Below are 23,016 nucleotides of genomic sequence, written 5' to 3'. Positions count from 1 at the left end.
GACCGTGCCATGGCTTTCGAAGCAATGTTCCAGCCGATCCAGATCGGCAAACTGACCATCCGCAACCGCGTGCTCAGTACCGCCCACGCCGAGGTGTATGCCACCGACGGCGGCATGACCACCGACCGCTATGTGAAGTACTACGAAGAAAAAGCCAAGGGCGGTATCGGCCTGGCGATCTGCGGCGGTTCCTCGGTGGTCGCCATCGACAGCCCCCAGGAATGGTGGAGTTCGGTGAACCTGTCCACCGACCGCATCATCCCGCACTTCCAGAACCTGGCGGATGCCATGCACAAGCATGGCGCCAAGATCATGATCCAGATTACCCACATGGGTCGTCGCTCCCGTTGGGATGGCTTTAACTGGCCGACCCTGATGTCGCCGTCCGGCGTGCGTGAGCCGGTGCACCGTGCCACCTGCAAGACCATCGAGCCGGAAGAAATCTGGCGCGTGATCGGCAACTATGCCAGCGCCGCCAAGCGCGCCAAGGCTGGTGGCCTGGACGGTGTGGAACTGTCCGCCGTGCACCAGCACATGATCGACCAGTTCTGGAGCCCGCGGGTCAACAAGCGTACCGACGAGTGGGGCGGCACCTTCGAAGGCCGCATGAAATTCGGCCTGGAAGTGTTGAAAGCCGTGCGTGCCGAAGTCGGTGACGACTTCTGCGTGGGCATGCGCCTGTGCGGTGACGAGTTCCACCCGGACGGCCTATCCCACGAAGACATGAAGCAGATCGCCAAGTACTACGACGACACCGGCATGCTCGATTTCATCGGCGTCGTTGGCTCGGGTTGCGACACCCACAACACCCTGGCCAACGTGATCCCCAACATGAGCTATCCGCCGGAGCCGTTCCTGCACCTGGCGGCCGGTATCAAGGAAGTGGTCAAGGTTCCGGTGCTGCACGCACAGAACATCAAGGACCCGAACCAGGCCACGCGCATCCTCGAAGGCGGCTATGTGGACATGGTCGGCATGACCCGTGCGCACATCGCCGACCCGCACTTGATTGCCAAGATCAAGATGGGCCAGATCGACCAGATCAAACAGTGCGTCGGCGCCAACTATTGCATCGACCGCCAGTACCAGGGCCTGGATGTGCTGTGCATCCAGAACGCCGCGACGTCCCGTGAGTACATGGGCGTGCCGCATATCATCGAGAAGTCCACCGGGCCGAAACGCAAGGTGGTGGTGGTCGGTGCCGGCCCTGCCGGGATGGAAGCCGCGCGGGTGGCCGCCGAACGTGGCCACGACGTGACCCTGTTCGAGAAGAAAGAATTTATCGGCGGGCAAATCACCACCGCCTCCAAGGCGCCGCAACGCGACCAGATCGCCGGTATCACCCGCTGGTTCCAGCTGGAGCTGGCACGCTTGAAAGTCGACCTGCGCCTGGGCGTGGCCGCCGATGCCGAGACCATCCTGGACCTGCGTCCGGACGTGGTGGTGCTGGCGGTCGGCGGGCATCCGTTTATCGAACAGAACGAACACTGGGGCGCTGCCGAAGGCCTGGTGGTGAGCAGCTGGGACGTGCTCGACGGCAAGGTCGCACCGGGCAAGAACGTGCTGGTGTACGACACCATTTGCGAATTCACCGGCATGTCGGTGGCGGACTTCCTGGCCGACAAAGGCTGCCAGGTGGAAATCGTCACCGACGACATCAAGCCGGGCGTGGCGATTGGCGGTACGTCGTTCCCCACCTACTACCGCAGCATGTACCCCAAAGAAGTGATCATGACCGGCGACATGATGCTGGAAAAGGTCTACCGCGAAGGCGACAAGCTGGTGGCGGTGCTGGAGAACGAATACACCGGCGCCAAAGAAGAGCGGGTAGTGGACCAGGTGGTGGTCGAGAACGGCGTGCGTCCGGACGAAGCGATCTACTACGGGCTCAAGGAAGGTTCGCGCAACAAGGGCCAGATCGACGTCGAAGCCCTGTTCGCGATCAAGCCGCAGCCGTGCTTGAGCGAGGCGGGCGAGGGGTACTTGCTGTTCCGTATCGGTGACTGTGTGGCGCAGCGAAATACCCATGCCGCCATCTATGACGCCCTGCGCCTGTGCAAAGACTTTTGATGAGGTGAACGCGGTCAAATGTGGGAGGGGGCTTGCTCCCGATAGCGGTGGTTCAGCGACAACTGTACCAACTGACAGTCCGCCATCGGGAGCAAGCCCCCTCCCACATTCGGGCCAGTTTCACAGTAGACCTGTGCGGTCTGTGGGAGCTTCACCATGTTGAACACCTTGCTGCCTATTCTCTTATTTACCGCCCTGGGCCTTGCCGTCCTCGGCGCCCTGCGCCGGGTGAACATGTGGCGCCGCGGGCGAGCCTCCAAGGTCGACCTGCTGGGCGGCCTGCTGGCCATGCCCAAGCGCTACATGGTCGACCTGCACCACGTGGTCGCCCGCGACAAATACATCGCCAACACCCACGTCGCCACTGCCCTGGGCTTTGTGCTGTCGGCGCTGCTGGCGATCCTGGTGCACGGCTTCGGCCTGCATAACCGTATCCTCGGCTACGCCTTGCTGCTGGCGTCGGTGTTGATGTTTTTCGGCGCCACCTTCGTTTACCTGCGGCGGCGCAATCCGCCGTCGCGCCTGTCGAAAGGCCCGTGGATGCGCCTGCCGAAAAGCCTGATGGCGTTCTCGGTGAGTTTCTTCCTGGTGACGCTGCCAGTGGCGGGGATCCTGCCCGCCGACTTCGGCGGCTGGCTGCTGGCCGCGCTGTTGAGCGTGGGGGTGCTGTGGGGCGTGTCCGAAATGTTCTTCGGCATGACCTGGGGCGGCCCGATGAAGCACGCCTTCGCCGGTGCCCTGCACCTGGCCTGGCACCGTCGCGCCGAACGCTTTGGCGGTGGTCGTTCCACGGGTTTGAAACCCCTGGACCTGAGCGACAAAAGCGCGCCCCTGGGCGTGGAAAAACCCAAGGATTTCACCTGGAACCAACTGCTCGGCTTCGACGCCTGCGTGCAGTGCGGCAAGTGCGAAGCAGCGTGCCCGGCTTTCGCTGCCGGCCAGCCGCTGAACCCGAAAAAACTCATCCAGGATATGGTGGTCGGCCTGGCCGGCGGCACCGATGCCAAGTTCGCCGGCAGCCCTTATCCGGGTAAAGCCATTGGCGAACACAGCGGCAACCCGCACCAGCCGATCGTCAACGGCCTGGTGGACGCCGAGACCCTGTGGTCGTGCACCACCTGCCGTGCCTGTGTGGAAGAGTGCCCGATGATGATCGAGCACGTGGACGCCATCGTCGACATGCGCCGCCACCTCACCCTGGAAAAAGGCGCCACGCCGAACAAGGGCGCCGAAGTCCTGGAAAACCTGATCGCCACCGACAACCCCGGCGGTTTCGCACCGGGCGGTCGCCTCAACTGGGCGGCGGATTTGAACCTGCCGTTGCTCAGCGACAAAGGCAGCGTTGACGTGCTGTTCTGGGTCGGCGACGGCGCCTTCGACATGCGCAACCAGCGCACCCTGCGCGCATTCGTCAAAGTACTGAAAGCGGCCAAGGTCGACTTCGCGGTGCTCGGCCTGGAAGAGCGCGACAGCGGTGACGTGGCGCGGCGCCTGGGCGATGAAGCGACCTTCCAGATGCTCGCCACGCGCAATATCCAGACGTTGGCCAAGTACAGCTTCAAGCGCATCGTCACCTGCGACCCCCACAGCTTCCATGTGCTGAAAAACGAGTACGGCGCCTTCAACGGCAACTACCGCGTGCAGCACCACAGCACCTTTATGGCCGAGCTGATCGGCGAGGGCGCGCTGAACCTGGGCCAGCACAAAGGCAACAGCGTGACCTACCACGACCCGTGCTACCTGGGCCGCTACAACGGCGAATACGAGGCGCCGCGCCAAGTGCTGCGGGCGCTGGGCATCGAGGTCAAGGAGATGCAACGCTCGGGTTTCCGCTCGCGCTGCTGCGGCGGTGGCGGCGGCGCGCCGATCACCGATATTCCCGGCAAGCAACGTATCCCCGATATGCGCATGGAAGACATCCGCGAGACCGGTGCCGAACTGGTGGCGGTGGGGTGCCCGCAGTGCACGGCGATGCTCGAAGGTGTGGTTGAACCGCGACCGTTGATCAAGGACATCGCCGAGCTGGTGGCCGATGCTTTGCTGGAAGACGTCGCACCGGCCAAAGCTCCCAACAAGCGTGAACCTGCGGAGGTGCACTGATGAGCGACATTATCCGCCGCGACCCACGGGCCGAATGGATCGCCCGTAACCGTCTGCACCCGCTGCATGCGGCGATGCAGCCAGTGCAACACAGCTGGATGGGGCCTAACGGCATCATCCGCAAGAACGTGCATGGCGTCGGTTTTATCGGCCCCAACGGCATCAAGCGCATCGACCGCAGCGGTGCCCAGCAGGGCGGTGCGGCCAAGCGTACGGCGGCGATTGAAGTGCAGTTGCCGCTGCATCAGGTGCCTGCGCCTGCGTTCTACATCAACGTAGTGCCGGACATGGTTGGTGGCCGCTTGAGCAGCCACGACCGCGACCTGCTCGGCCTGGCGCGGCAACTCGCCGGCAACGACGGCGCGGTGCTGGCAGTGGTGTTTGGCGAACACAAGGAAAGCGCGTTTGCCACGGCCGGTGTCGATCGCCTGCTGGTGCTCGACGGCCACGAATTCGACGGTTATTCACCGGAGCAACGCGTGCAGGGTTTGCGCGCTGTGGATAACCAGTTCAACCCGCGCCACTGGTTGCTGCCCGACAGCCGCAGTGGTGGTGGCGAGTTGGGTCGGCGCTTTGCCGCCAGTCTCAAGGAGCGCCCGGCCACTCGCGTCTGGCAGATCAAGGGCGATGAGTGCATCGGCCGCGCCGGTGCTGGCCGGGAAGACTTGGCGCGGCCGCTGCCACGCCTGATTCTGGCCGCCGCCGAATGCGCCGATCCGGTCAGCGACACACGCCATGAAGTGCTGCCCGTGGAGTTATCCACAAGCCTGGCGCGCAGCCTGCCGCGTATCGAGGATCTTGGCGCGGTGGCGGTGGACCCGGCGGCGATTCCCATGGCCGAGGCCGAGTTTATTTTCTCCGGCGGCAACGGCGTGAAGGACTGGGCGCTGTTCCACCAGACCGCCGCGGCTTTGGGGGCCACCGAAGGCGCCTCGCGGGTGGCGGTGGACGATGGATTCATGGCCCGTGATCGCCAGGTCGGCGCCAGCGGTACCTGGGTGACGGCGCGGGTGTATGTGGCCGTGGGGATTTCCGGGGCGATCCAGCACCTGCAAGGCATTGGCGCCTGCGACAAGGTGGTGGCGATCAACCTCGACCCGGGCTGCGACATGATCAAGCGTGCCGACCTGTCGGTGATCGGCGAAAGCGCCGCGATTCTGCAAGCCTTGATCGCTGCGGTCGAGGCCTACCGCAACGGCGCCAAGCGCGATGCGGCTTGAGGACATGACCATGACCACGAATGTAATCAGCCTGGTGTCCATCGGCGCCCACCCCACCTCCGGCCGGCCACGCCGCGCCGAACAGGATGCGCGCGCCGTCGAACTGGGTCTGCAGATGGCTGGGGATAAGCTGCAGGTGCTGCACGCCGGCAACATCGCCGAACCGACCCTGCGCAGCTACCTGGGCATGGGCCTGCCACAGTTGCACGTGCTGGAACAACCGGAGGGCAGCGATGCGTTGCCGGTGCTCAGCGAGTACCTGCGCGACGCCGGTGCCCAGGTGGTGCTTGCCGGCAGCCAGGCCGAAACCGGTGAAGGCTCGGGCATGTTGCCGTTCCTGTTGGCCGAGCAATTGGGCTGGCCGCTGATTGTCGGGCTGGCCGAGGTGGAGTCCATCGACGGCGGTGTGGCCCATGTGCTGCAAGCCTTGCCCCGTGGGCAGCGCAGGCGCTTGAAGGTGCGCCTGCCGTTTCTGGCGACGGTGGATAACGCCGCGCCAAAACCTCGGCAAAGCGCCTACGGTCCGGCACAACGCGGTGAATTGGCGGCCCACGAAGTGGAAGTCGAGCAGGACGCGTTATTCACAGGCGCCGTGCTGCAACCGGCCAAGCCCCGGCCCAAGCGCCTCAAGGTGATCAAGGCCAAGAGCGGCGCCGACCGCATGAAAGCCGCCACCGCCAAGGCCAGTGGTGGCGGTGGGCAGGTGCTCAAGGGTGTGAGCGCCGAGGAAGGTGCCCAGGCAATCCTCAAGTTGCTCATAGAAGAAGGCGTCGTGCGCTAACCCACCAACACTGCAAAACAAATGTGGGAGGGGGCTTGCCCCCGATAGCGGTGGACCAGTCAAGGATACTGAGACTGACACATTGCAATCGGGCAAGCCCCCTCCCACATTGGATCTTCATTGGGGCGCAGGTTCGGGCGCAGGCTTGGGCACCAGATCCGGCAGCAGTGGCGGCAGGGGTTGCCAGGTGGCATCCGGCTGTTGCATCGGCGGTGGCAGCGCCGGCGTGGGGTCGCCGCCAATCGGCTTGAGGATCATTTTGTCGGTGGTGTCGCGCAGGATCATGCCCTGGGTCGAACTGCGCGCCTCGGTGCCGCTGTGGAAGGTGCTGATCTGGGCAATCGGCAGGTCCAGGTTGCGTTCGATCCTCGGGGTCAGCAGCAGGATGATCTCGGTTTTCTGCTGGGTATTCTGGTTGGTGCCGAACAGCTTCTTGCCGATCCACGGGATCTGGCTCAACCATGGCAGCCCCGAGCCCTCGTCGACGTCCGCCGTGCGGATCAGCCCCGAGACGATCTGGGTTTCATTGTTGCGCGCGGTCAGCAGGGTCTTGGTGGCCCGTGAGCCGAGTTCGAAGGTGGCCGGTACGTTTTCCGAGCCGGGAATACGCTTGGTGATATGGCTCATTTCCACGTTCAACTCCAGGTTCACCTCATCGCTCAGGCTGATGTTCGGCTTGACCGTGATCTGCAGTCCCACGTCCTGGTAGGACACCGACGAGGTGGTGATCTGGTTGGCGGTGGTGGTGGTCACCACGGGGATCTTGTCGCCGATGTTCACCTGGGCTTCTTCGCGGTTGCGCACCCGCACCCTGGGGTTGGCCAGGGTCACGGTGTTGCCGCTGCGTTGCAGCATATTGATGCGCGCCGAGGTACTGCCCGCGTCGAGCAGGATGTTGTCGCCGTTGATCCCGCGCAATGCGCTGAGTGGGATACCCGCCAGCCCGGCAGGCACGTTGGCCAGGTTGCCCACGGACAGGCCGATGCTCTCCGGGTACTGGATGCCCAGGTTCAACTCGTCGGTCAGGCTGACCTCCAGCACCTGGATGTCGATGGTCACTTCCGATTGTGCGATATCAATGGCTTCCACCAGTTTTTCCACGGCGCTCAGGGTATCCAGGCCATCGCGCACGATCACCGCGTTCAGGCGTTCGTCCACCAGCACCTCTTTGGGCTTGAGCACCTGTTTGATCTCGGCGGCGATGACCTTGGGGTCGCCATGGCTGAGGTAGAAGGTACGCACGGCCAACTCGCGATATTCCCGTTCCTTGTCCGGGCGGCGGGGGTAAACCAGGAGGGTGTTGGCGTTGAGGACCTTCTTGTCCAGTCCCTGGGTGGTCAGCAGCAGGTTCAGCGCGTCTTCGGCGGTGGTTCGGCTCGCGGTCATGCTCGCCGAGGCACTGGGATTGACGTCCTTGTCGATGACGAAGTTGACCCCCGACAGGCGCGCAATGGTCTCGAAAATCGTGGTCAGGCTTTGGGCGCTGAACTCCAGGCTCAAGGGTTTGCGCATGGCCTCGGAGAGGTCGGCGCTGAGGTAATCGGCGCTCACCAGTTCACGGGTCAGGGCATTGCGAAAGTCCAGGGCCTCTCGGTAGTTGGGCTTTTGCGCGATGATCCGGCGCACCAGGTTGAGGGCTTCCACCGGGTTGGAGCGCTTCATTTCGTAGGCCTGGGCCAGTTGCGGGCGCAGTTGTTTCATCGCCTGGATGCTCTGGACTTCCTGGCGCGCGCCGAGGTTGCTGGGATCGTATTTGAGGATGGTTTCCAGGGCGCGGATGGCAGCGGCATCGTCGCCACGCATCAGCGCGGTGCTGGCTTCGCGGCTGTATTGGGCCACCAGCAATTCCAGCTTGCTGAAGTTGGCGGTGCGCAGTTGCACATCGTCGGGGGCCTGTCTGGCTTCGGCTTGCAGCACTTCGACCGAACGGATGATGTCGCCCTTCTGGCGCAACTCGTCGCTCTCCTTGATCGCCCGCTGGGTCTGGCAGGCGCTGAGCAGGGCCACGGCCAGGCTCAAGGGTATCCACGTGCGTATGGCCATGATCGTGTCCTGCGCCGGTCAGTGAGTGTCCAGCCGCAAGGTGCTGACATGCTTGAGGGGCATGTAGGTCAGCACCACGGCGGTGTCGGTAAGTTTGTCCAGCCGGTAATGGGCGTCGAGCATCTTGCCGGGCACGATGCGCCCGGGTACCGAGCAACGGTTGCACAGGGTGTACTGGCTGCCATTGCCGCTGAGTACGACGATTTTCGCCTGGTTCTCGTAGCGCCATTGCGCGCTCACGGTGAAGGGCAGGGGCGGTGGCTTGGGCGCTGAGGTGTCGACCGGTATGGGCGGCGGTGCAGGTGTCCAGGTCTGGGCAGGGAACAGGTCGATGGCTTCGGCCACCGCCGGTGCAGGTGCGGCAACCGGTGCCGAGGGCACCTGTACAGGGCGGGCGATCACTGGCACCGGCGAGGGTGCGGGGTTGTCCGCAGTGTCCTGCCAGAACAGCCAGCCGCAGCCGATCAAGGTCAGCAGCAACAGCATGCGCAGATACAGCGGCAGCGTCATTCCACCACCCCCAGCACACTCACCTTGAGGCTGATGTTCAACATGCCGCTGGTGATTTCCTTGCGCTCCAGGGCCAGGCGTTCGATGCGCACGGCCGGCTCATTGGCGACGTCGACCAGGGCATCGCGCAGCAAGGCGTAGGGGCCGACGAGGGGAATGTCCACGTCCAGCCGTTGCAGCCCGGTGTCGCCGGGCGCGGAGTAGGCCAGGGTGGTCTGTTCGATGATAAAGCCGCGCCGGGTGAGGACGTCCAGCAGCTTTTCCAGGCGTGGGGCGAAGTCCTGTGCACTGGGCAGGCGTTCGACCACGGCCGGTTCGGTCACCTGCACATCCTGGGGCTGCTCGGCGATACCGGCCTCCAGTTCCTGGCGCCGCAGGCTGTCGGCAATGCCTGCCGGATGTATCACTGTGACTTCGATCAGCAACGTTGCCGCCATCAGCCCCAACGCCAGCAGCCCCCAAAAGCCCAGGCGCTGCTGCCATTGCATCAGGTGCCAGCGCACGCGCGGGAGGTGGCGGGTCAGTGCGTCCATGGGCGACTACCCTGCACCAACCGCAAGTTTGACCTGCACCGGGTGTTGCGGGTCATTGGCCTTGCGTGCGCTTTGTTGCAGGTTCACGTGTACACCTGGCTGGGCCTTGAGCCGTTCGACAAAGCGAAAGGCATCGCCCAGCACCTTGGCTTCCAACTCCAAGTGAATCAGTCGGGCCTGGGTGTCGACCTCCACGCGCGTCAGCGCGACTTCCGCGGACCAGGCCCGGGCCACGGCGTCCATCAGTGCGAAGGGCGTGTCCTGCTGTCGGGAAAAGGCGGCCAGTTGTTGTTTCTGCTGGGGTGACAAGCGAATGGCGGCCTGGATCAATTGCTCCTGGCGACGTGTCAATTCGATAAAGCGCTGCTCCAGTGCGTCGGTCTGTTGTTGCTGATGCTCCATGCGCTGCCAGTGTTGCCAGGTCACGAAGACAAGCCCGGCGGCGACCAGCCACAACACACTCACCAGCGGCCGATAGACGGCATTGGGGTGCAGGAAGTCGATGCCCGGCGCCTGCCGCTGTCGCCAGGCACCGGCGAGTTGTGATTTCAGCTGAGCGATCATGCCAGCGGCTCTCCGAGCCAGGGATGCAGTGGCCCCAGCCAATGTTCAGTGGGGTGATTGGCGACGACCCATGTGGCCGCCGCGTGCCGTTGCGCCAGCAGGTCGGCGGTGAACAGGTTGTCGCTCAAGTGGCTGCCGGGTGGGGTTTGCAGCACGCAGACTTGTTGAGCCACACCCTGTTGCCGGTAAAGGCAACTGAGACCTCGCGCCTCAGGTACCGCCAGCACGCAATCGTCAGGCAATTGCTGCCAGTACCGTTGGGCCACGGCCGTCAACAATGGCGTGCATCTCACCAGCGGCAGGTGCTGTCGCTTGAACAACTCCCGCAGGTCTTGCAGCAAATTCCGTGACGTCGCGACCGCCAGGCGTTCATCTCCAAAGGTGCTGTTGGCGACTTGCACTTGCCACTGTCCGGGGTCGATGCCTGCCTGTTGGTTGAAGGTCACTTCGGCCAAGCCTTGCCAGTCGGCCTGGCTGTACACGCCGGTTTGCCACGCCAGCATCAGGTAGTGCACATGGGGGAAGCCCAGCAGCACCGTGGCCCGGTCCAGAAACCCGACGCGGCCGCGCGGCGCCTGTTCCAGCAGTTCGGCACAGGCGCCCAATGGCTCGCCAGCCTGTTGCGCACGCCATACTGCCGCACCGCTCCAGCGCGGTCGTGCGGCCCATTCGGCGCCGTCGCTGTGCAGCCACACCACATGCTCAATAAAGGGAAATGACACGGTGGATCTCCTTGAGCGTGGTGTCGCCCTGGGCGGCGTGGGCCAGGGCGATGTCGCGGATAAACACGTGGCCGGCTTCAAGGGCCAGTTCGCGCAGGGTGGCGGCCGAACTGCGGTTGAGCAGGCCCTCCTTGATGCTGTCGGTCAGTGTCAGCACTTCGGCCAGGGCGAGCCGGCCGCGATAGCCGGTGTGACGGCAGGCCTCGCAGCCTTTGCCCACGCGATAGTGACCCTGTTGGAGTTGAGCCTCGGCGAGTTGGGCGAGGTGGGTGATCTCGGGGTCGGGGGCGGCATCCGTGCCGCAGTCCGGGCAGATGCGCCGCACCAGGCGCTGGGCGACCACGCCGTTAAGGGCTTCGACAAAGCTGGCCGGGTCCACGTCCATGTAGGTAAAGCGCTCCAGCACACTGAACGCGCTGTTGGCGTGCACCGACGACAACACCAGGTGCCCGGTCAACGCCGCTTGCACCGCAATGCCGGCCGTTTCACCGTCGCGTATTTCCCCCACCAGGATGGTGTCCGGGTCGTGGCGCAGGATCGAGCGCAGGCCGCGGGCGAAGGTCAGGCCCTTCTTGTCGTTCACCGGGATTTGCAGGACCCCGGGCAGTTCGTATTCCACCGGGTCTTCGATGGTGATGATCTTTTTCTCGCCGGTATTGGTCTCCGACAGGGCGGCATATAGCGTGGTGGATTTGCCGCTGCCGGTGGGGCCGGTCACCAGCAACATGCCATAGGGTTCGCCGGCCAATACACGGATGCGCGCGATGGTCTCGGCGTTCAACCCCAGGGTTTCCAGGCTCAGGGACTCACCGCGCTGGGACTTGTCGAGAATCCGCAGCACCGCATCTTCACCGTGGATGCTGGGCATGATCGACACGCGAAAGTCCACTTCGCGACCCTGGATTTTCATCTTGAAACGCCCGTCCTGGGGCACCCGCCGCTCGCCGATATCCAGCTCCGACAACACCTTGATCCGCGACAGTGCCTGCTCGGCCATGTCCAGGCCGCTGGCCTGGCCCATCTGCTGCAACACACCGTCGATGCGGTACTTGATCACCAGGCCCTGGGGCGTGGTTTCCACATGCACATCGCTGGCACGGCTTTGCAGGGCATCGAACAGCATGGAGTTGACCAGGCGCACCACCGGGTTGTCGTCGCGGGCGATGCTGCTCAGGGAAATTTCCTGGGCGGCCTGGCTGACGCGGGCATTCTCGTCGTCCTCACCGAAAGGTTGCATCACCCGTTGGCTGGCTTCGGCCAGGCTCAACTGGGCCTTGACCGCGCCGGGCAGGCTCATGGCCAGGGGCAGTTGACGCAAGGTTTTCGAGGATTGCAGCCAGTGCCGGCTGGCCAGGGTGAAAGGGTCTCCCAGTACCAGGCACGGCTGGCCGTGGTTATCCACCGGCAGCACGTTATGGATCAGCGCCTGGGGCAGTGCCAGCAGATCGAAGCGCCAGTGTTCACTGAGGTTTTCCGGGGCGATGGCAAGCAGGCCCAGGGGCTGGGCGATGGTGCTTAATTGGTCGGGCGCTTTCTCCAGCACCTCCAGCAGGTAATTGGACAAGCTCAGCCCGCGTTGCTCTGCAAGGGCCTGCCATTGCCGTGTCTGTTCGCTCATCGCACTACCCCTGGATGGAGCCTGCCAGTTCGAAAATCGGCATGTACAACATGAATACGATCAGGCCGATCAGCCCGCCCACCACCAGCATCAACAACGGCTCGAAGACTTTGCTGAACAGCTCGATGGCACGCTCCAGCGCTTCATCGTGGAACTGCGCGATGCGCTCGCACATCGCCGCCAGCTCACCGCTTTGTTCACCCACGCGTAGCAGGCGTTCGGCGACGGCGGTGGTCAATCGATGGCGGGCGAGGGCAGTGGACAGTGGCTGGCCGGCCTGGATGTCGGTCATGGCCTGGCGCAGGTCCGCCTGGCGTTCCACGGGCAGCAGCGCACCGGACAGCTCCACCGCAGTGACCACCGGCATGCCGCCCATCAGCAACATGCCGGCGGTGCGATAAAAGCGCGCGAGGATAAACAGCGTGCGTTGGGCGCCCAGGCTGGGGATCTTCCAGAACAGCTGGGCGATGCGGCGCTTGAACCCGGCGCTGCGCAACAACAGCACCAGCGCGGCAATCGCCAGCACCAGGCCAAGCAGCAACTCCATGCCACGCGTGTCTACCAGTGCGCCCCACCACACCATAAAGCGTGCGGTGGCCGGCAGATCGGCCACGGCGTCGAACACCGAGGCAAAGCGCGGGATCACGAAGAACAGCAGGAACAGCAGGATCAACGCGCCGACGCTGAGTACCACCAAGGGGTACATCAGGGCGCCGCTGACGCGCTTCTTCACGGTTGCCAGGTGGGCTTCAAAATGATGGTAGCGGCGCAGGGCCACGGCCAATTGGCCGCTGTGTTCCGAGGACGCCACCGTGGCAATCAACAGCGGCGGAAAGGTCTGCGGCTTGAGCTGCATTGCCCTGGACAGCGAGTTGCCCTCATACATCGAGGCGAGCAGATCGCTCATGATCTGCCGGTTGATGCCGGCGGGCGCCTTGTCGCGCAGGGTTTCCACCGCTTCCACCAGCACCAGGCCGGCATCGAGCAGGACTACCAGCTCCTGGATAAACAGGCCCAGGGCGAACGTACTGCGACGGCTGGGCAATTTGAGAGGGCGGCGGGCTTTCAGCGAGATGACCTGGGCGCCGTCGGCCTGCAGTTGCTGGCGCGCCTGGGCGACGTCAACGGCTTGCAGGCGCAGGGTCTGCACATGGCCGTCACGGATGATGCGCACGTCAAAGTCGGTCATGGCATTTGCCCCGCCCGTTGTTGGCGCTGTTGCAACAACAACGCGTAGTAACGCCACACCGCCAGGGCGTAGCGTGAGCGCCGTGCTTCCCGGTCCGGCTTGGCCCCGGCGTTATAGGCGCCCACGGCCTGCCAGCCATAACCCTGCTCGCGGATAAACCCGGCAAGAATCCACGCGCCCACCATGACGCTGGTGCAGGGCTGGGTGATCAGGTGCTGCTCGGTGATACCGAACCGGGCCAGTGCGGGCAAGTGGCGGCTGTTGATTTGCATCAAGCCGATATCCTGGCTGCCATCGCTGTTGAGGTTGCGTGCGCTGGGGTTGAGGCCGGATTCGACCTTGGCGATGGCGTACAGCAACAGCGGGTCGACGTGGTAGCGGCTGGCTGCCAGTTGCCAGCAGTTGGCCTGTGCGGTACCCGTGAGGCACAGCAGTATCAGGACCCGCCGCAGCGTGTACATGTCAGAGGCCGTACACAATGTCGGCGTAGGTATTCACCCCGCCGGCCTTGCCGTCACGGCCCAGGCAGATGATCTCCGCATCGTTGGGCGGTGTGCCGGGATTCTTGTAGAGATACGGGTTGCCCCAAGGGTCTGGCGGCAGCGTCTTCACATAGGGGCCCTGCCAATGGCTGGCGGTGGCGGGCCGGGCGGTGAGGGTGTCGAGGCCCAGGGTTTCGTCGGGGTAGTTGCCGTTGTCCAGGCGGTACTGGTTCAAGGCATCGGCAAGGGCTTTCATCTGGCCCTGGGCGGTTTGTACCTTGGCCAGTTCCAGGCGGTCGAACATCTTCGGGCCGACGTAGCCGGCGAGCAGGGCGATGATCAGCAGGACGACCAGCAGCTCCAGCAAGGTGAAGGCACGCTGGGGGCTGTGGATAAATGAGTGAATACGCATGGAAATACCCTGTTGGGAGTGCCAAGGTACGGCGGTTGTGTATAACTCTCCCGGCCCGCTGTGAAGCGGGCACCGCCGGTAGGACTGCGTTAGAACCTTTTCAATTCAAGTACATCTTCAACTGTAGCGTTGCTCGATATAAGGCGCCGTGAGGCGCCCTATAACGTTTGGCTCTTATGCTTATCCAGTAACTGAATATGCGTTCGAGCGGGTCATCGAACTTCGTCCCAGGCCTGGTCCCACGCTGTGCCCGTGCCGGGGGCATACGCCCAGGCGGCGCCTGCGCACCACGCGGTGTAGGGGTGAGGTTTGCACTTATAGTTTTTGCCGTTATTGCTCACGATGTCGCCGGCGTTGTACGCAGTGCCTTCTTTGTAGGCCGGATAGTCCCCGCCGCCACTGGAAGGGGTCACGGTAAAGGTCTGCCGCGCCAGGCCGGTCTTGCCATTCTGCTCGTCCCGTACCAGCAATCGCACCTCGTGCTGCGTCGGCTGAGGAACGTTAACCGCCACACCGCTTACAGTCATCTGGTTGTAGGGCCGGTTCATTCCGATAACAGTCCAGCTGTAGAGCAATGGACCGTTGTGCCCCACGGACTGACTGGCGCTGAAGGTAAACGGCCGGCCGGATTGCATGGTGGTGGGCCCGGTTATTTTCGCGACAGGCGCCGTAGGGTTTGTCGGGGTTTCGCTGCCAGGGATGATCGCCATTGCACGGCTGTAACCCTTCGCCAATGTGTAAACCGAGTTGGCGCTGGCATCGCTGGTATTGAATACAATATTGCCGGTTTTTTTTTCTCCTACCTTGGCAATGCTTGGGTTGATCTGATTCGCCAATTGCTGGCCCCATATGTTCGGGTCGAGGTTGCTCGCGGTAATGGGCAGGGTAATGTCCACCACTTCCCTGGCCGCCGGTGTGTTGTCGAGGATGCGGAAGTGGACTGAGTCACCCGGTTTGAGGGTCTCCATGACCTGATCGATGAATTGGCCGATATCGACCCACTGCTCCGGGATTCCGGCACCGACGATGTTGATGTCACTGCAGTTATAGAACCCTTCACCCGCTGGATCGATACGCTGCCACTGCACGAACAGCGTGGCGTTGCCCGTTTGCCCCGATGGGATAGGTACAGCGAACTTGAAGTACCCCGAGGCTCCCGACATGATGGGTGGATTATTGCCCCAGTCGGTTTGCGCGCGCTCGAACTGCTGGGTGTGGATGAGCGTCAGGTCATTCCAGGTCAGCGGCGACCTGGTCGGGTCAAAGCCCGGTTTTGTGAGAAAGACCTTCGCGAAACTGGGCACGTGTGGCGCAGTGCCGATGATGCGCACATCCATCATGCCATTGGTGGGCGTAACGTCGGTGCGATGCCACTGGTCCGACACAATGTTCAGGCCATCTTTCTTGCTGTCAGCCGCCGAACAAAGTTTGCCATCGGGCACTTCTCGTTTGACGATTTCAGGGTCGTCGTAACCCGGTTGCCTGATCAAATGGGCCACTTCATTCCATTGCTGGCCTGGATACTGTCCACTTTTTGCGGCCAAGGCCGCACATCCATTATCGCTCGGGCTTCCTGACCAGAAATCCGGGAGCGTCTTGCAATAGACCTGCCGTGCAATGGGCTTGTCCACCGCACCGTGGGCCATGACCAGCGCCGGTGCCAACAAGACCGCCGCCAACAACCATTTCGCTAAGTGTGTGATGCACCGCTGTAAGTTATTCATGCTTAATCCACCTCAATCCAGATAAACAAGTTCCGAACTGCTGGAACGATCAGTGTGCTTATTCAATTGGCATCATTGGTTGGCTGAACTCCCATGGGAGCGATGCGGGTTGCAGGATTGTTCTGCCCAGGACCAAACAGAAACACCCACCCTTGATAACTGCCTTGTCCTGTAAAACTCTGATTGATGGCTGAAAAATTGCCTTGTTTGAACGGCGTGCCCTGGGCGGTGCTGAACACGCCCATGAACGTTTCGCCTGGGCCCGCGACTACGCCCCATTCGGCGCTGCCAGTCAGCGGATCGGTGTAGGCACGGCGCAGATAGCGCTGGGTGGTGGGTTGGCGACGGTCGAGCACCAGGTCGTCGAGGGACTTGGGGTAGGTGTTGCCGGCGGCGTAGTACAGGCCGATCGCCCGGCGGATTTCATTGCCCCGCGCCAGCAGTTCCAGCTCGCGTTCGCGCTGCAGCACGCTGGACCACAGGGTGCCGACTTCCATCAGCATCACGGCCACCACGGCCACTGTCACCAACATGCCCATGAACACCGAGCCCTGCTGGTTGTGCCTACCAATCTGCATAGGCGCTCCCGTTCGTGTCGGCACCTGTGGCACCGCTGCGTACATCGCCCAGGCCTTGTTCGTCCGAAGGTTGCAGTTGCCAGGTGTCACGCCTGCCGGTCAGCGGGTCCATGGGGATCTCGCGCAGGTAGCGACGGTCCACCAGGGCTTGCAGGGACTCGGGATTGGCGCTGTGGTCCTCGCGGTATTGGTCCAGGGCCTGGCGAATGGAAGACAGGTTGTGGCGCAGCACGGTTTCCTGGGCCTTGGTGTGCTGGCGGAAGTACTGCGGGGTGACCAGGGTCATGAGGGTGGCGATGATCGCCATGACCACCAGCAACTCAATCAGGGTAAAACCCCGATCACCATTGGCTGTATGACGTTCCATTCAAGCTCTCCCGGGTGCTTCGGGATGAAACGTCGAATACATCTTCTCCCTCTTGTGGGTTGTCGGCGCTGCTCTTGTAACTGCGCAATTGCCAGGTTTTGTCGGCCGCCAGCTCGGGACACTCGCAGAATGGGTCCCGGGGAATACGTCGCAGGAAATAGAGTTTGTTGCCTTGCAGATGGGTGTTGTCCGTTACGCCTTCGACCAATACCTGCAGGGAAGGTGGATAACCGCTGTCGGTGATGCTCTTTTCAATGCGGCCATCGTCACTGGCGTCTTTGTAGGCATCGATCGCACGCCGGATTTCCCGCAACGAACGTTGCAGGTCCAGTTCTCGATCACGTTTACCCATCAATGCTGTCAGCGGATAAGCCACTGTCGCAAGCGTGGCCAGCAGGGCCAGCGTCAGTAGTAATTCAATCAGCGTAAAACCTTTGGCGCAGTGATGGCTGGGCTTGCCCTGCCACATCACCGTTCTTCCTCCCGATCAGGCTGCCAAGGACTTCCGCGTTAACCCAGGCCATGGAATTGACTGCAAGGGTGAGTGTAGATGCTGGGTGTTTTTTGTACAGGTGCGCGGTTACCCACAAACGCTGTGAGCCTGGCTGTGGATAAGGTGTTGGTGGTTATCCACACGCCCCGTAAATCAAGGCCTGCAAGCTCCTGTACGAAAAACGACCAAGCTAAGTTACGGTTTTCTGGTGCTTTTTTGTGTGGATAAGGAGGAAGCAGCGGTTTGAGTTGCCCCCAAAGTCTGTTGGCGCTTCTGTGGATAAGATGTTTGCTATCCGCTACAGGCCTTATGAATAGAGGCTTTCCGTCGTCTGGTTGTTTATTGATCAAATTGCCGCTAAACCCCAGGAATATAGCTGAAACCCTTGGTATATGAAGGTTTGACGCGGTTTTCCACAGCGCTGCCGAAGTTGCCCCCAAAGTCTGTTGGCGGTTCTGTGGATAAGGTGTTTGCGTACCGCTACAGGTCACGTTCTACGTAGCTTGTATGGTTTTGATCAATAAATGATCAATGTGCCGTTGGAACCGTCAACTTGAATAAGTCACGGATTTTCTTCAATTAATTTTGGTTGGATAGCGCAGTTGCCCACAATTGCTGTGGGTGGCTTTGTGGATGAGTTGTTGGGTAAAGGCTGGAGGGCAGGCTGCCAGTGGTCTGCGAGAGAGTTGATCAAATATTAAGCAGTGTGAGGTTCAAATGTGGGAGGGGCCCTAATGCCGGTCGCGTACATCGCTTCTTGTAGGAGCGAGCTTGCTCGCGAAAAACGTCAACGATAACGCGTGCTTCCTGAATGAACGCGGCGCTTGTGAGTTTTTCGCGAGCAAGCTCGCTCCTACAAAAAGCCTTAAGCCCCCTCCCACAGTTTTGAGTTGTGGGTATCGGTTATTCGTGTGCAGCCACACCCTTGAGGTAAGGCGCCGGGGCTGCGCCGAGGTTGTTCAACATGCGCTCGCTGTACCAGTCCACGAAGTTCACCACGCCGAACTCATAGGTCTTGGAGTACGGGCCAGGCTGGTAGGCGGTGGAGTTGATCCCGCGCTGGTTCTCTTCGGCCAGGCGACGGTCCTGGTCGTTGGTGGCGTCCCACACCTGGCGCATGCGCTCCACGTCGTAGTCCACGCCTTCAACGGCGTCCTTGTGCACGATCCATTTGGTGGTGACCATGGTTTCCTGGGCACTGATCGGCCACACGGTGAACACGATGATGTGGTCGCCCATGCAGTGGTTCCACGAGTGCGGCAGGTGCAGGATGCGCATCGAGCCCAGGTCGGGGTTCTTGATGCGGCCCATCAGCTTGGCGCAGCCCTGCTTGCCGTCCAGGGTCATCGACACGGTGCCCTTGAGCAGCGGCATGCGCACGATGCGGTTACGCAGGCCGAAGCTGGCGTGGGCGTAAGGGATCTTCTCGGCGTCCCAGGCGGCTGCAGAGGCGGCTACGTGGTCCTTGAACGCCTGGTCGGCGCGTGGGTCGGTGACGTCGTCCCATTCCAGCAGGGTTTTCAACAGTTCGGGGTGCGACGCGTTGCAGTGGTAGCACTCGCGGTTGTTTTCCAGCACCAGTTTCCAGTTGGCCTTCTCGAACAAGGTGGTCTGGATCGCCACCTTGGTGTTTTCCATGTCGTACGGTTCCATGTAATGGTTCAGCGTCGACAGGAAGTCATCGATGGCCGGCGGGTTTTCGGCCAGGCTGATGAAGATGTAGCCACCGGCGGTCTTCACGTTCACAGGCTTGAGGCCGTACTGCTTCATGTCGAAGTCGGCACCCATCTCGGTGCCCGCGAACAGCAGGCGCCCGTCCAGTTCGTAGGTCCACTGGTGGTAGTGGCACACGAGTTTGGCGACCTTGCCCTTGTCACTGGTGCACAGGCGCGAACCCCGGTGGCGGCAGACGTTGTGGAACGCATGCACCACGCCTTCGGCGCCACGGATCACGATGATCGGGTTCTTGCCGATTTGCAGGGTCAGGTAGTTGCCCTTGGCGGGAATTTCGCAGGTCATGCCGGCGATCAACCACTCTTTCTGGAAGATCTCCTGCATATCGATATCAAACAGCCGCTCATCAGAGTAGAACGGCTGCGGCAGCGAAAACGTGCGCTCGCGCTCTTGCAGCATTTGCGCGGTGGCCTTGCGTGCGGGTTCCAGCGGATCGCCCAAGCTTAAGGTTGCGGTGACGTCCATCGTGTGTGTCCTCAAGGCCATTCTGTGTGGCCGACGAATAGTGGCTGATCAGGTTTGCAGCAAGGCGTAAAGAAAACGTCGTTGTTGGGAGCGAGTGTGGGGCTGCTGATGCGCCGAACCTTATCCATGAGCGACATGGCCCACTCTGTTCCCGACGCGCAACCCCCGTGGCATGGGGGCTGGTCGCGATAAGTATGTGAATGTCGCAGATAGGTAAATGGGCGGTTCCCGCGTTACGCAGAATCGCCACCATAAGGCCGACGTCGGCGGTGGAGAACAACATGTCCAATAATTTCCTGAATCCGGTAACCACCCAGACCTGGGCCAATGGTCGGCACATCGTCCGTTGCGTCAAAGTCATCCAGGAAACCTGGGATGTGCGCACCTTCTGCTTTATGGCCGACCAGCCGATCCTGTTCTTTTTCAAGCCGGGGCAGTTCGTCACCCTGGAGCTGGAGATCGAGGGTCAGCCGATCATGCGCTCGTACACCATTTCCAGTTCGCCGTCGGTGCCCTACAGCTTCTCGGTGACCATCAAGCGTGTGCCGGGCGGCAAGGTGTCCAACTGGCTGCACGACACCCTGCATGAAGGCCAGGAATTGGCGGTGCACGGGCCGGTCGGGTTGTTCAATGCCATCGACTTCCCCAGCCCGAAAGTGCTGTACCTCAGTGGCGGCGTGGGGATCACGCCGGTGATGTCCATGGCGCGCTGGTTCTACGACACCAACGCCAACGTCGACATGACGTTTATCCACAGTGCCCGCTCGCCCAAGGACATCATCTACCACCGCGAGCTGGAGCATATGGCGTCGCGGATCGACAACTTCAGCCTGCACCTGATCTGCGAAAAGCATGGCCTGGGCGAGCCCTGGGCCGGTTATCGCGGCTACTTGAATCACAAGATGCTCGAACTGATGGTGCCCGACTTCCTTGAGCGCGAAGTGTTCTGCTGCGGCCCGACGCCCTACATGAATGCGGTGAAACGCCTGTTGGAAGTCGCCGGTTTCGACATGGCGCGCTACCACGAGGAATCCTTCGGCGCCACGCCGCCGGAAGCCCGCGCCGACGCGGTGGAGCAGGCCGAGCAAGCGGCGGATGCCCCGGAAATCGACCTGGCGGATCTGCATCAGGTGGAGTTCATCGCCTCGGGCAAGAGCATTCGCGTCGCCCCTGGCGAGACCGTCCACGCAGCGGCGGCCAAGCTTGGGCTGTTGATTCCGAAAGCCTGCGGCATGGGGATTTGCGGAACGTGCAAGGTGATGAAGCTGGGTGGTGAGGTGGAGATGGACCACAACGGCGGGATTACCGAGGAAGACGAAGCCGAAGGCTACATCCTGTCGTGCTGCAGCGTACCGAAGGGCGATGTGCGCATCGAGTTCTGATTGCTCGAGCAGGCACAACACAATCCAAATGTGGGAGGGGGCTTGCTCCCTCCCACATTTGTTTTATGCACATCAGTGAGTCATTGTCAGGCGCCCATGACTTCGCGGATGTCTGCGGCCAATTCTCTTACTCGCTCTTCGTCGGTATCCCACGCGCACATGAACCGCGCACCGCCTTTGCCGATGAAGGTATAGAAGCGCCAGCCCTTGGCCGTCAGCGCGGCAATCGCCGGTTCCGACAGTTGCAGGAACACACCGTTGGCCTGCACCGGGAACATCAACTCCACACCGGGAATATCCGCCACCAGGCTACTGAGCAATTGCGCGCAGTGGTTGGCGTGGCGCGCATGTTTGAGCCAGGCGTCGTTTTCCAGCAGTCCCACCCAAGGGGCGGACAGGAAGCGCATTTTCGAGGCCAGTTGGCCGGCCTGTTTGCAGCGGTAGTCGAAATCTTCGGCCAGCTTGTGGTTGAAGAACAGGATGGCCTCACCCACGGCCATGCCGTTCTTGGTGCCGCCAAAGCACAATACGTCCACTCCGGCTTTCCAGGTCAGGTCGGCGGGTGAGCAGCCGAGGAAAGCACAGGCGTTGGAAAAGCGTGCGCCGTCCATGTGCAGGTTCAGCCCCAGTTCCTTGCAGGTAGCACTGATGGCGCGGATTTCTTCCGGGGTGTAGACGCTGCCGACTTCGGTGGCCTGGGTCAGGGTCACTACGCGGGGTTTGGGGTAGTGGATGTCCTGGCGCTTGAGGGCGATCTCGCGGATCGATTCCGGGGTCAGCTTGCCGTTTTCGGTGCGGGCTGTGAGCAGCTTGGAGCCGTTTGAGAAAAACTCCGGCGCGCCGCATTCGTCGGTTTCGACGTGGGCGGTTTCCGAGCAAATCACGCTATGGTAGCTCTGGCACAAGGAGGACAGCGCCAGGGAGTTGGCGGCCGTACCGTTGAAGGCGAAGAACACTTCGCAGTCGGTTTCGAACAGGTTGCGGAAACCGTCGGCGGCGCGGTGGGTCCATTCATCATCACCGTAGGCACGTTGATGACCCTGGTTGGCTTGTTCCATGGCGGCCCAGGCTTCGGGGCAAATGCCCGAATAGTTGTCACTGGCGAATTGTTGGCTCTTGTCGGTCATGGCCCATTCCTGTGGTCGATGTTGGTGCGCACTGTAACCAAGATGGTTGGCGCTGCGCACGCACTGTAAATGCAAAGTCACTGGGGAATTATGCACGGTTCTGAAACGATGCCTGTCGGACGCGTCCGTGATGGCGCTTTGGATTTGCTCAAGTGGCTGGCGCTGCTGAGCATGGTGCTGGACCACCTGCGTTATGTCGGTCTGAGCCTCGATGGCCTGTATGTGCCGGGGCGCCTGGCGTTTCCGTGGTTTTGCCTGGCGATTGCGGCGAACCTGCACCGGGCCCGAAATGCGCCGGTGACCGGCCAGTGGCGCTACCTGGGCTGGCTGCTGCTGTTCAGCGTGATCAGCGAAGTGCCGTATCGGCTGTTTATCGAGGACGCCGATACGTTGAACGTGCTGCCCACCTTGGCGTTGGGGCTGCTGGTTGCCCGAGGATGGCAGCAGAAGGCGTTTTTTGATCGAGGATTGGCGTTGATCGCCGTCACGATAGCGGCGGTATTTTCGTCGCACTTAATGTTCGGTTTCTTTGGTGTGTTGCTGCCACTGGCGATGTTGCTGGTGTTTCGTCGGCCTTGGTACTTCAGTGTGTTGCCAGGATGGGTCTGCGTGGCCGCCAACCAATGGCAGATCCTGCTCAATAGCGCCACGCCAGTGGCGCTCCTGGGATTGGTCGCGTGTCTGATCGCGCCGTTGGCGGGCTTGGTCTTATTGCGACATGCCAAAAATGTCTCGCCACCGCCTATGCGCCGCTGGGCGTATGCCTTATATCCAGTGCATTTCCTCCTGCTGCTACTGGTCCGTCAGATCATCGCCTGACCCCCTCCCACACAAGCCCTATTCCACATTTATTTCGTGGCGCTCCTCTAATGTCGTAAACGCACCTTTGCGTGGCGTGCGCA

General features: G+C 61.9%; 21 protein-coding genes. 6 read left to right on the top strand and 15 right to left on the bottom strand.

Annotation, left to right across the window (positions count from 1 at the left end):
- Positions 1 to 9: 9 nt before the first annotated feature.
- The 4 genes from dgcA to F6S08_RS29740 all read left to right on the top strand — a co-directional run bounded on the left by dgcA (position 10) and on the right by F6S08_RS29740 (position 6,171).
- A complete protein-coding gene (dgcA, locus tag F6S08_RS29755) occupies positions 10 to 2,070 on the top strand; it encodes a dimethylglycine demethylation protein DgcA (protein ID WP_065925458.1) in 2,061 nt (686 codons plus the stop codon).
- A gap of 156 nt (positions 2,071 to 2,226) precedes the next feature.
- Entirely contained in the window at positions 2,227 to 4,170 is a 1,944-nt protein-coding gene (gene dgcB / locus F6S08_RS29750; protein ID WP_315872694.1) for a dimethylglycine demethylation protein DgcB, read from the top strand.
- Positions 4,170 to 5,390, top strand: a complete 1,221-nt coding sequence (locus tag F6S08_RS29745; protein WP_065947491.1) for an electron transfer flavoprotein subunit alpha/FixB family protein — start codon at positions 4,170 to 4,172, stop codon at positions 5,388 to 5,390. Before dgcB ends, F6S08_RS29745 begins: the two co-directional genes overlap by 1 nt.
- Before the next feature lie 10 nt (positions 5,391 to 5,400).
- Positions 5,401 to 6,171, top strand: a complete 771-nt coding sequence (locus F6S08_RS29740) for an electron transfer flavoprotein subunit beta (protein WP_065925455.1) — start codon at positions 5,401 to 5,403, stop codon at positions 6,169 to 6,171.
- A gap of 117 nt (positions 6,172 to 6,288) precedes the next feature.
- Here F6S08_RS29740 and F6S08_RS29735 read toward each other — a convergent pair whose 3' ends face one another.
- The 14 genes from F6S08_RS29735 to gbcA form a co-directional block, all read right to left on the bottom strand.
- Positions 6,289 to 8,214 carry a secretin N-terminal domain-containing protein gene (locus F6S08_RS29735; RefSeq protein WP_315872693.1) on the bottom strand — a complete coding sequence of 642 codons (1,926 nt, stop codon included), beginning with the start codon at positions 8,212 to 8,214 and terminating at the stop codon, positions 6,289 to 6,291.
- Positions 8,215 to 8,232: 18 nt separating this feature from the next.
- The gene (locus F6S08_RS29730) at positions 8,233 to 8,724 is read right to left on the bottom strand and encodes a hypothetical protein (protein ID WP_315872692.1); all 492 of its coding nucleotides are present in this window, start codon (positions 8,722 to 8,724) and stop codon (positions 8,233 to 8,235) included.
- Positions 8,721 to 9,257: a hypothetical protein gene (locus F6S08_RS29725; RefSeq protein WP_027605995.1), complete on the bottom strand. Its 537-nt coding sequence runs from the start codon at positions 9,255 to 9,257 to the stop codon at positions 8,721 to 8,723. Before F6S08_RS29725 ends, F6S08_RS29730 begins: the two co-directional genes overlap by 4 nt.
- A 6-nt stretch (positions 9,258 to 9,263) precedes the next feature.
- Positions 9,264 to 9,821 (bottom strand): hypothetical protein, encoded by a 558-nt coding sequence (locus F6S08_RS29720; protein WP_065925452.1) that lies wholly within the window; start codon positions 9,819 to 9,821, stop codon positions 9,264 to 9,266.
- The gene (locus F6S08_RS29715) at positions 9,818 to 10,543 is read right to left on the bottom strand and encodes a hypothetical protein (protein WP_315872691.1); all 726 of its coding nucleotides are present in this window, start codon (positions 10,541 to 10,543) and stop codon (positions 9,818 to 9,820) included. Before F6S08_RS29715 ends, F6S08_RS29720 begins: the two co-directional genes overlap by 4 nt.
- A complete protein-coding gene (locus tag F6S08_RS29710; protein ID WP_315872690.1) occupies positions 10,524 to 12,161 on the bottom strand; it encodes a GspE/PulE family protein in 1,638 nt (545 codons plus the stop codon). Before F6S08_RS29710 ends, F6S08_RS29715 begins: the two co-directional genes overlap by 20 nt.
- A gap of 4 nt (positions 12,162 to 12,165) precedes the next feature.
- Positions 12,166 to 13,350: a type II secretion system F family protein gene (locus tag F6S08_RS29705; RefSeq protein WP_315872689.1), complete on the bottom strand. Its 1,185-nt coding sequence runs from the start codon at positions 13,348 to 13,350 to the stop codon at positions 12,166 to 12,168.
- Positions 13,347 to 13,811, bottom strand: coding sequence for a transglycosylase SLT domain-containing protein (locus F6S08_RS29700; RefSeq protein ID WP_315872688.1), 465 nt, complete (start codon positions 13,809 to 13,811; stop codon positions 13,347 to 13,349). The genes F6S08_RS29705 and F6S08_RS29700 overlap by 4 nt, the downstream gene beginning before the upstream one ends.
- A gap of 1 nt (position 13,812) precedes the next feature.
- Positions 13,813 to 14,244 (bottom strand): type II secretion system major pseudopilin GspG, encoded by a 432-nt coding sequence (gene gspG, locus F6S08_RS29695; RefSeq protein ID WP_065925447.1) that lies wholly within the window; start codon positions 14,242 to 14,244, stop codon positions 13,813 to 13,815.
- Positions 14,245 to 14,456: 212 nt separating this feature from the next.
- Positions 14,457 to 15,968, bottom strand: coding sequence for a lytic polysaccharide monooxygenase (locus F6S08_RS29690; protein ID WP_065925446.1), 1,512 nt, complete (start codon positions 15,966 to 15,968; stop codon positions 14,457 to 14,459).
- A gap of 62 nt (positions 15,969 to 16,030) precedes the next feature.
- A complete protein-coding gene (locus F6S08_RS29685; RefSeq protein WP_256097731.1) occupies positions 16,031 to 16,546 on the bottom strand; it encodes a type II secretion system protein in 516 nt (171 codons plus the stop codon).
- Entirely contained in the window at positions 16,533 to 16,913 is a 381-nt protein-coding gene (locus F6S08_RS29680) for a type II secretion system protein (protein ID WP_065925445.1), read from the bottom strand. The genes F6S08_RS29685 and F6S08_RS29680 overlap by 14 nt, the downstream gene beginning before the upstream one ends.
- Complete coding sequence (locus tag F6S08_RS29675) at positions 16,888 to 17,382, bottom strand: type II secretion system protein (protein WP_074847786.1); 495 nt, start codon at positions 17,380 to 17,382, stop codon at positions 16,888 to 16,890. The genes F6S08_RS29680 and F6S08_RS29675 overlap by 26 nt, the downstream gene beginning before the upstream one ends.
- A gap of 927 nt (positions 17,383 to 18,309) precedes the next feature.
- On the bottom strand, positions 18,310 to 19,605 hold the full coding sequence (gene gbcA, locus F6S08_RS29670; RefSeq protein ID WP_065925443.1) for a glycine-betaine demethylase subunit GbcA: 1,296 nt from the start codon (positions 19,603 to 19,605) through the stop codon (positions 18,310 to 18,312).
- Between the two features lie 281 nt (positions 19,606 to 19,886).
- On the opposite strand from gbcA, the gene gbcB reads away from it, so the two are divergent.
- Positions 19,887 to 20,987: a glycine-betaine demethylase subunit GbcB gene (gene gbcB / locus F6S08_RS29665; protein ID WP_065925442.1), complete on the top strand. Its 1,101-nt coding sequence runs from the start codon at positions 19,887 to 19,889 to the stop codon at positions 20,985 to 20,987.
- An 86-nt stretch (positions 20,988 to 21,073) separates the two neighbouring features.
- Here the strand turns inward: gbcB and F6S08_RS29660 are convergent, their stop codons facing one another.
- Positions 21,074 to 22,114, bottom strand: coding sequence for a threonine aldolase family protein (locus F6S08_RS29660; protein WP_027605982.1), 1,041 nt, complete (start codon positions 22,112 to 22,114; stop codon positions 21,074 to 21,076).
- Between the two features lie 90 nt (positions 22,115 to 22,204).
- Here F6S08_RS29660 and F6S08_RS29655 point away from each other — a divergent pair, with 90 nt between their 5' ends.
- Complete coding sequence (locus F6S08_RS29655; RefSeq protein WP_065925441.1) at positions 22,205 to 22,933, top strand: TraX family protein; 729 nt, start codon at positions 22,205 to 22,207, stop codon at positions 22,931 to 22,933.
- Positions 22,934 to 23,016: the final 83 nt, after the last annotated feature.

The organism is Pseudomonas sp. JV449, assembly GCF_032424295.1.
Lineage (GTDB): Bacteria > Pseudomonadota > Gammaproteobacteria > Pseudomonadales > Pseudomonadaceae > Aquipseudomonas > Aquipseudomonas marginalis.
This window is presented reverse-complemented; position numbering and strand designations above follow the sequence as displayed.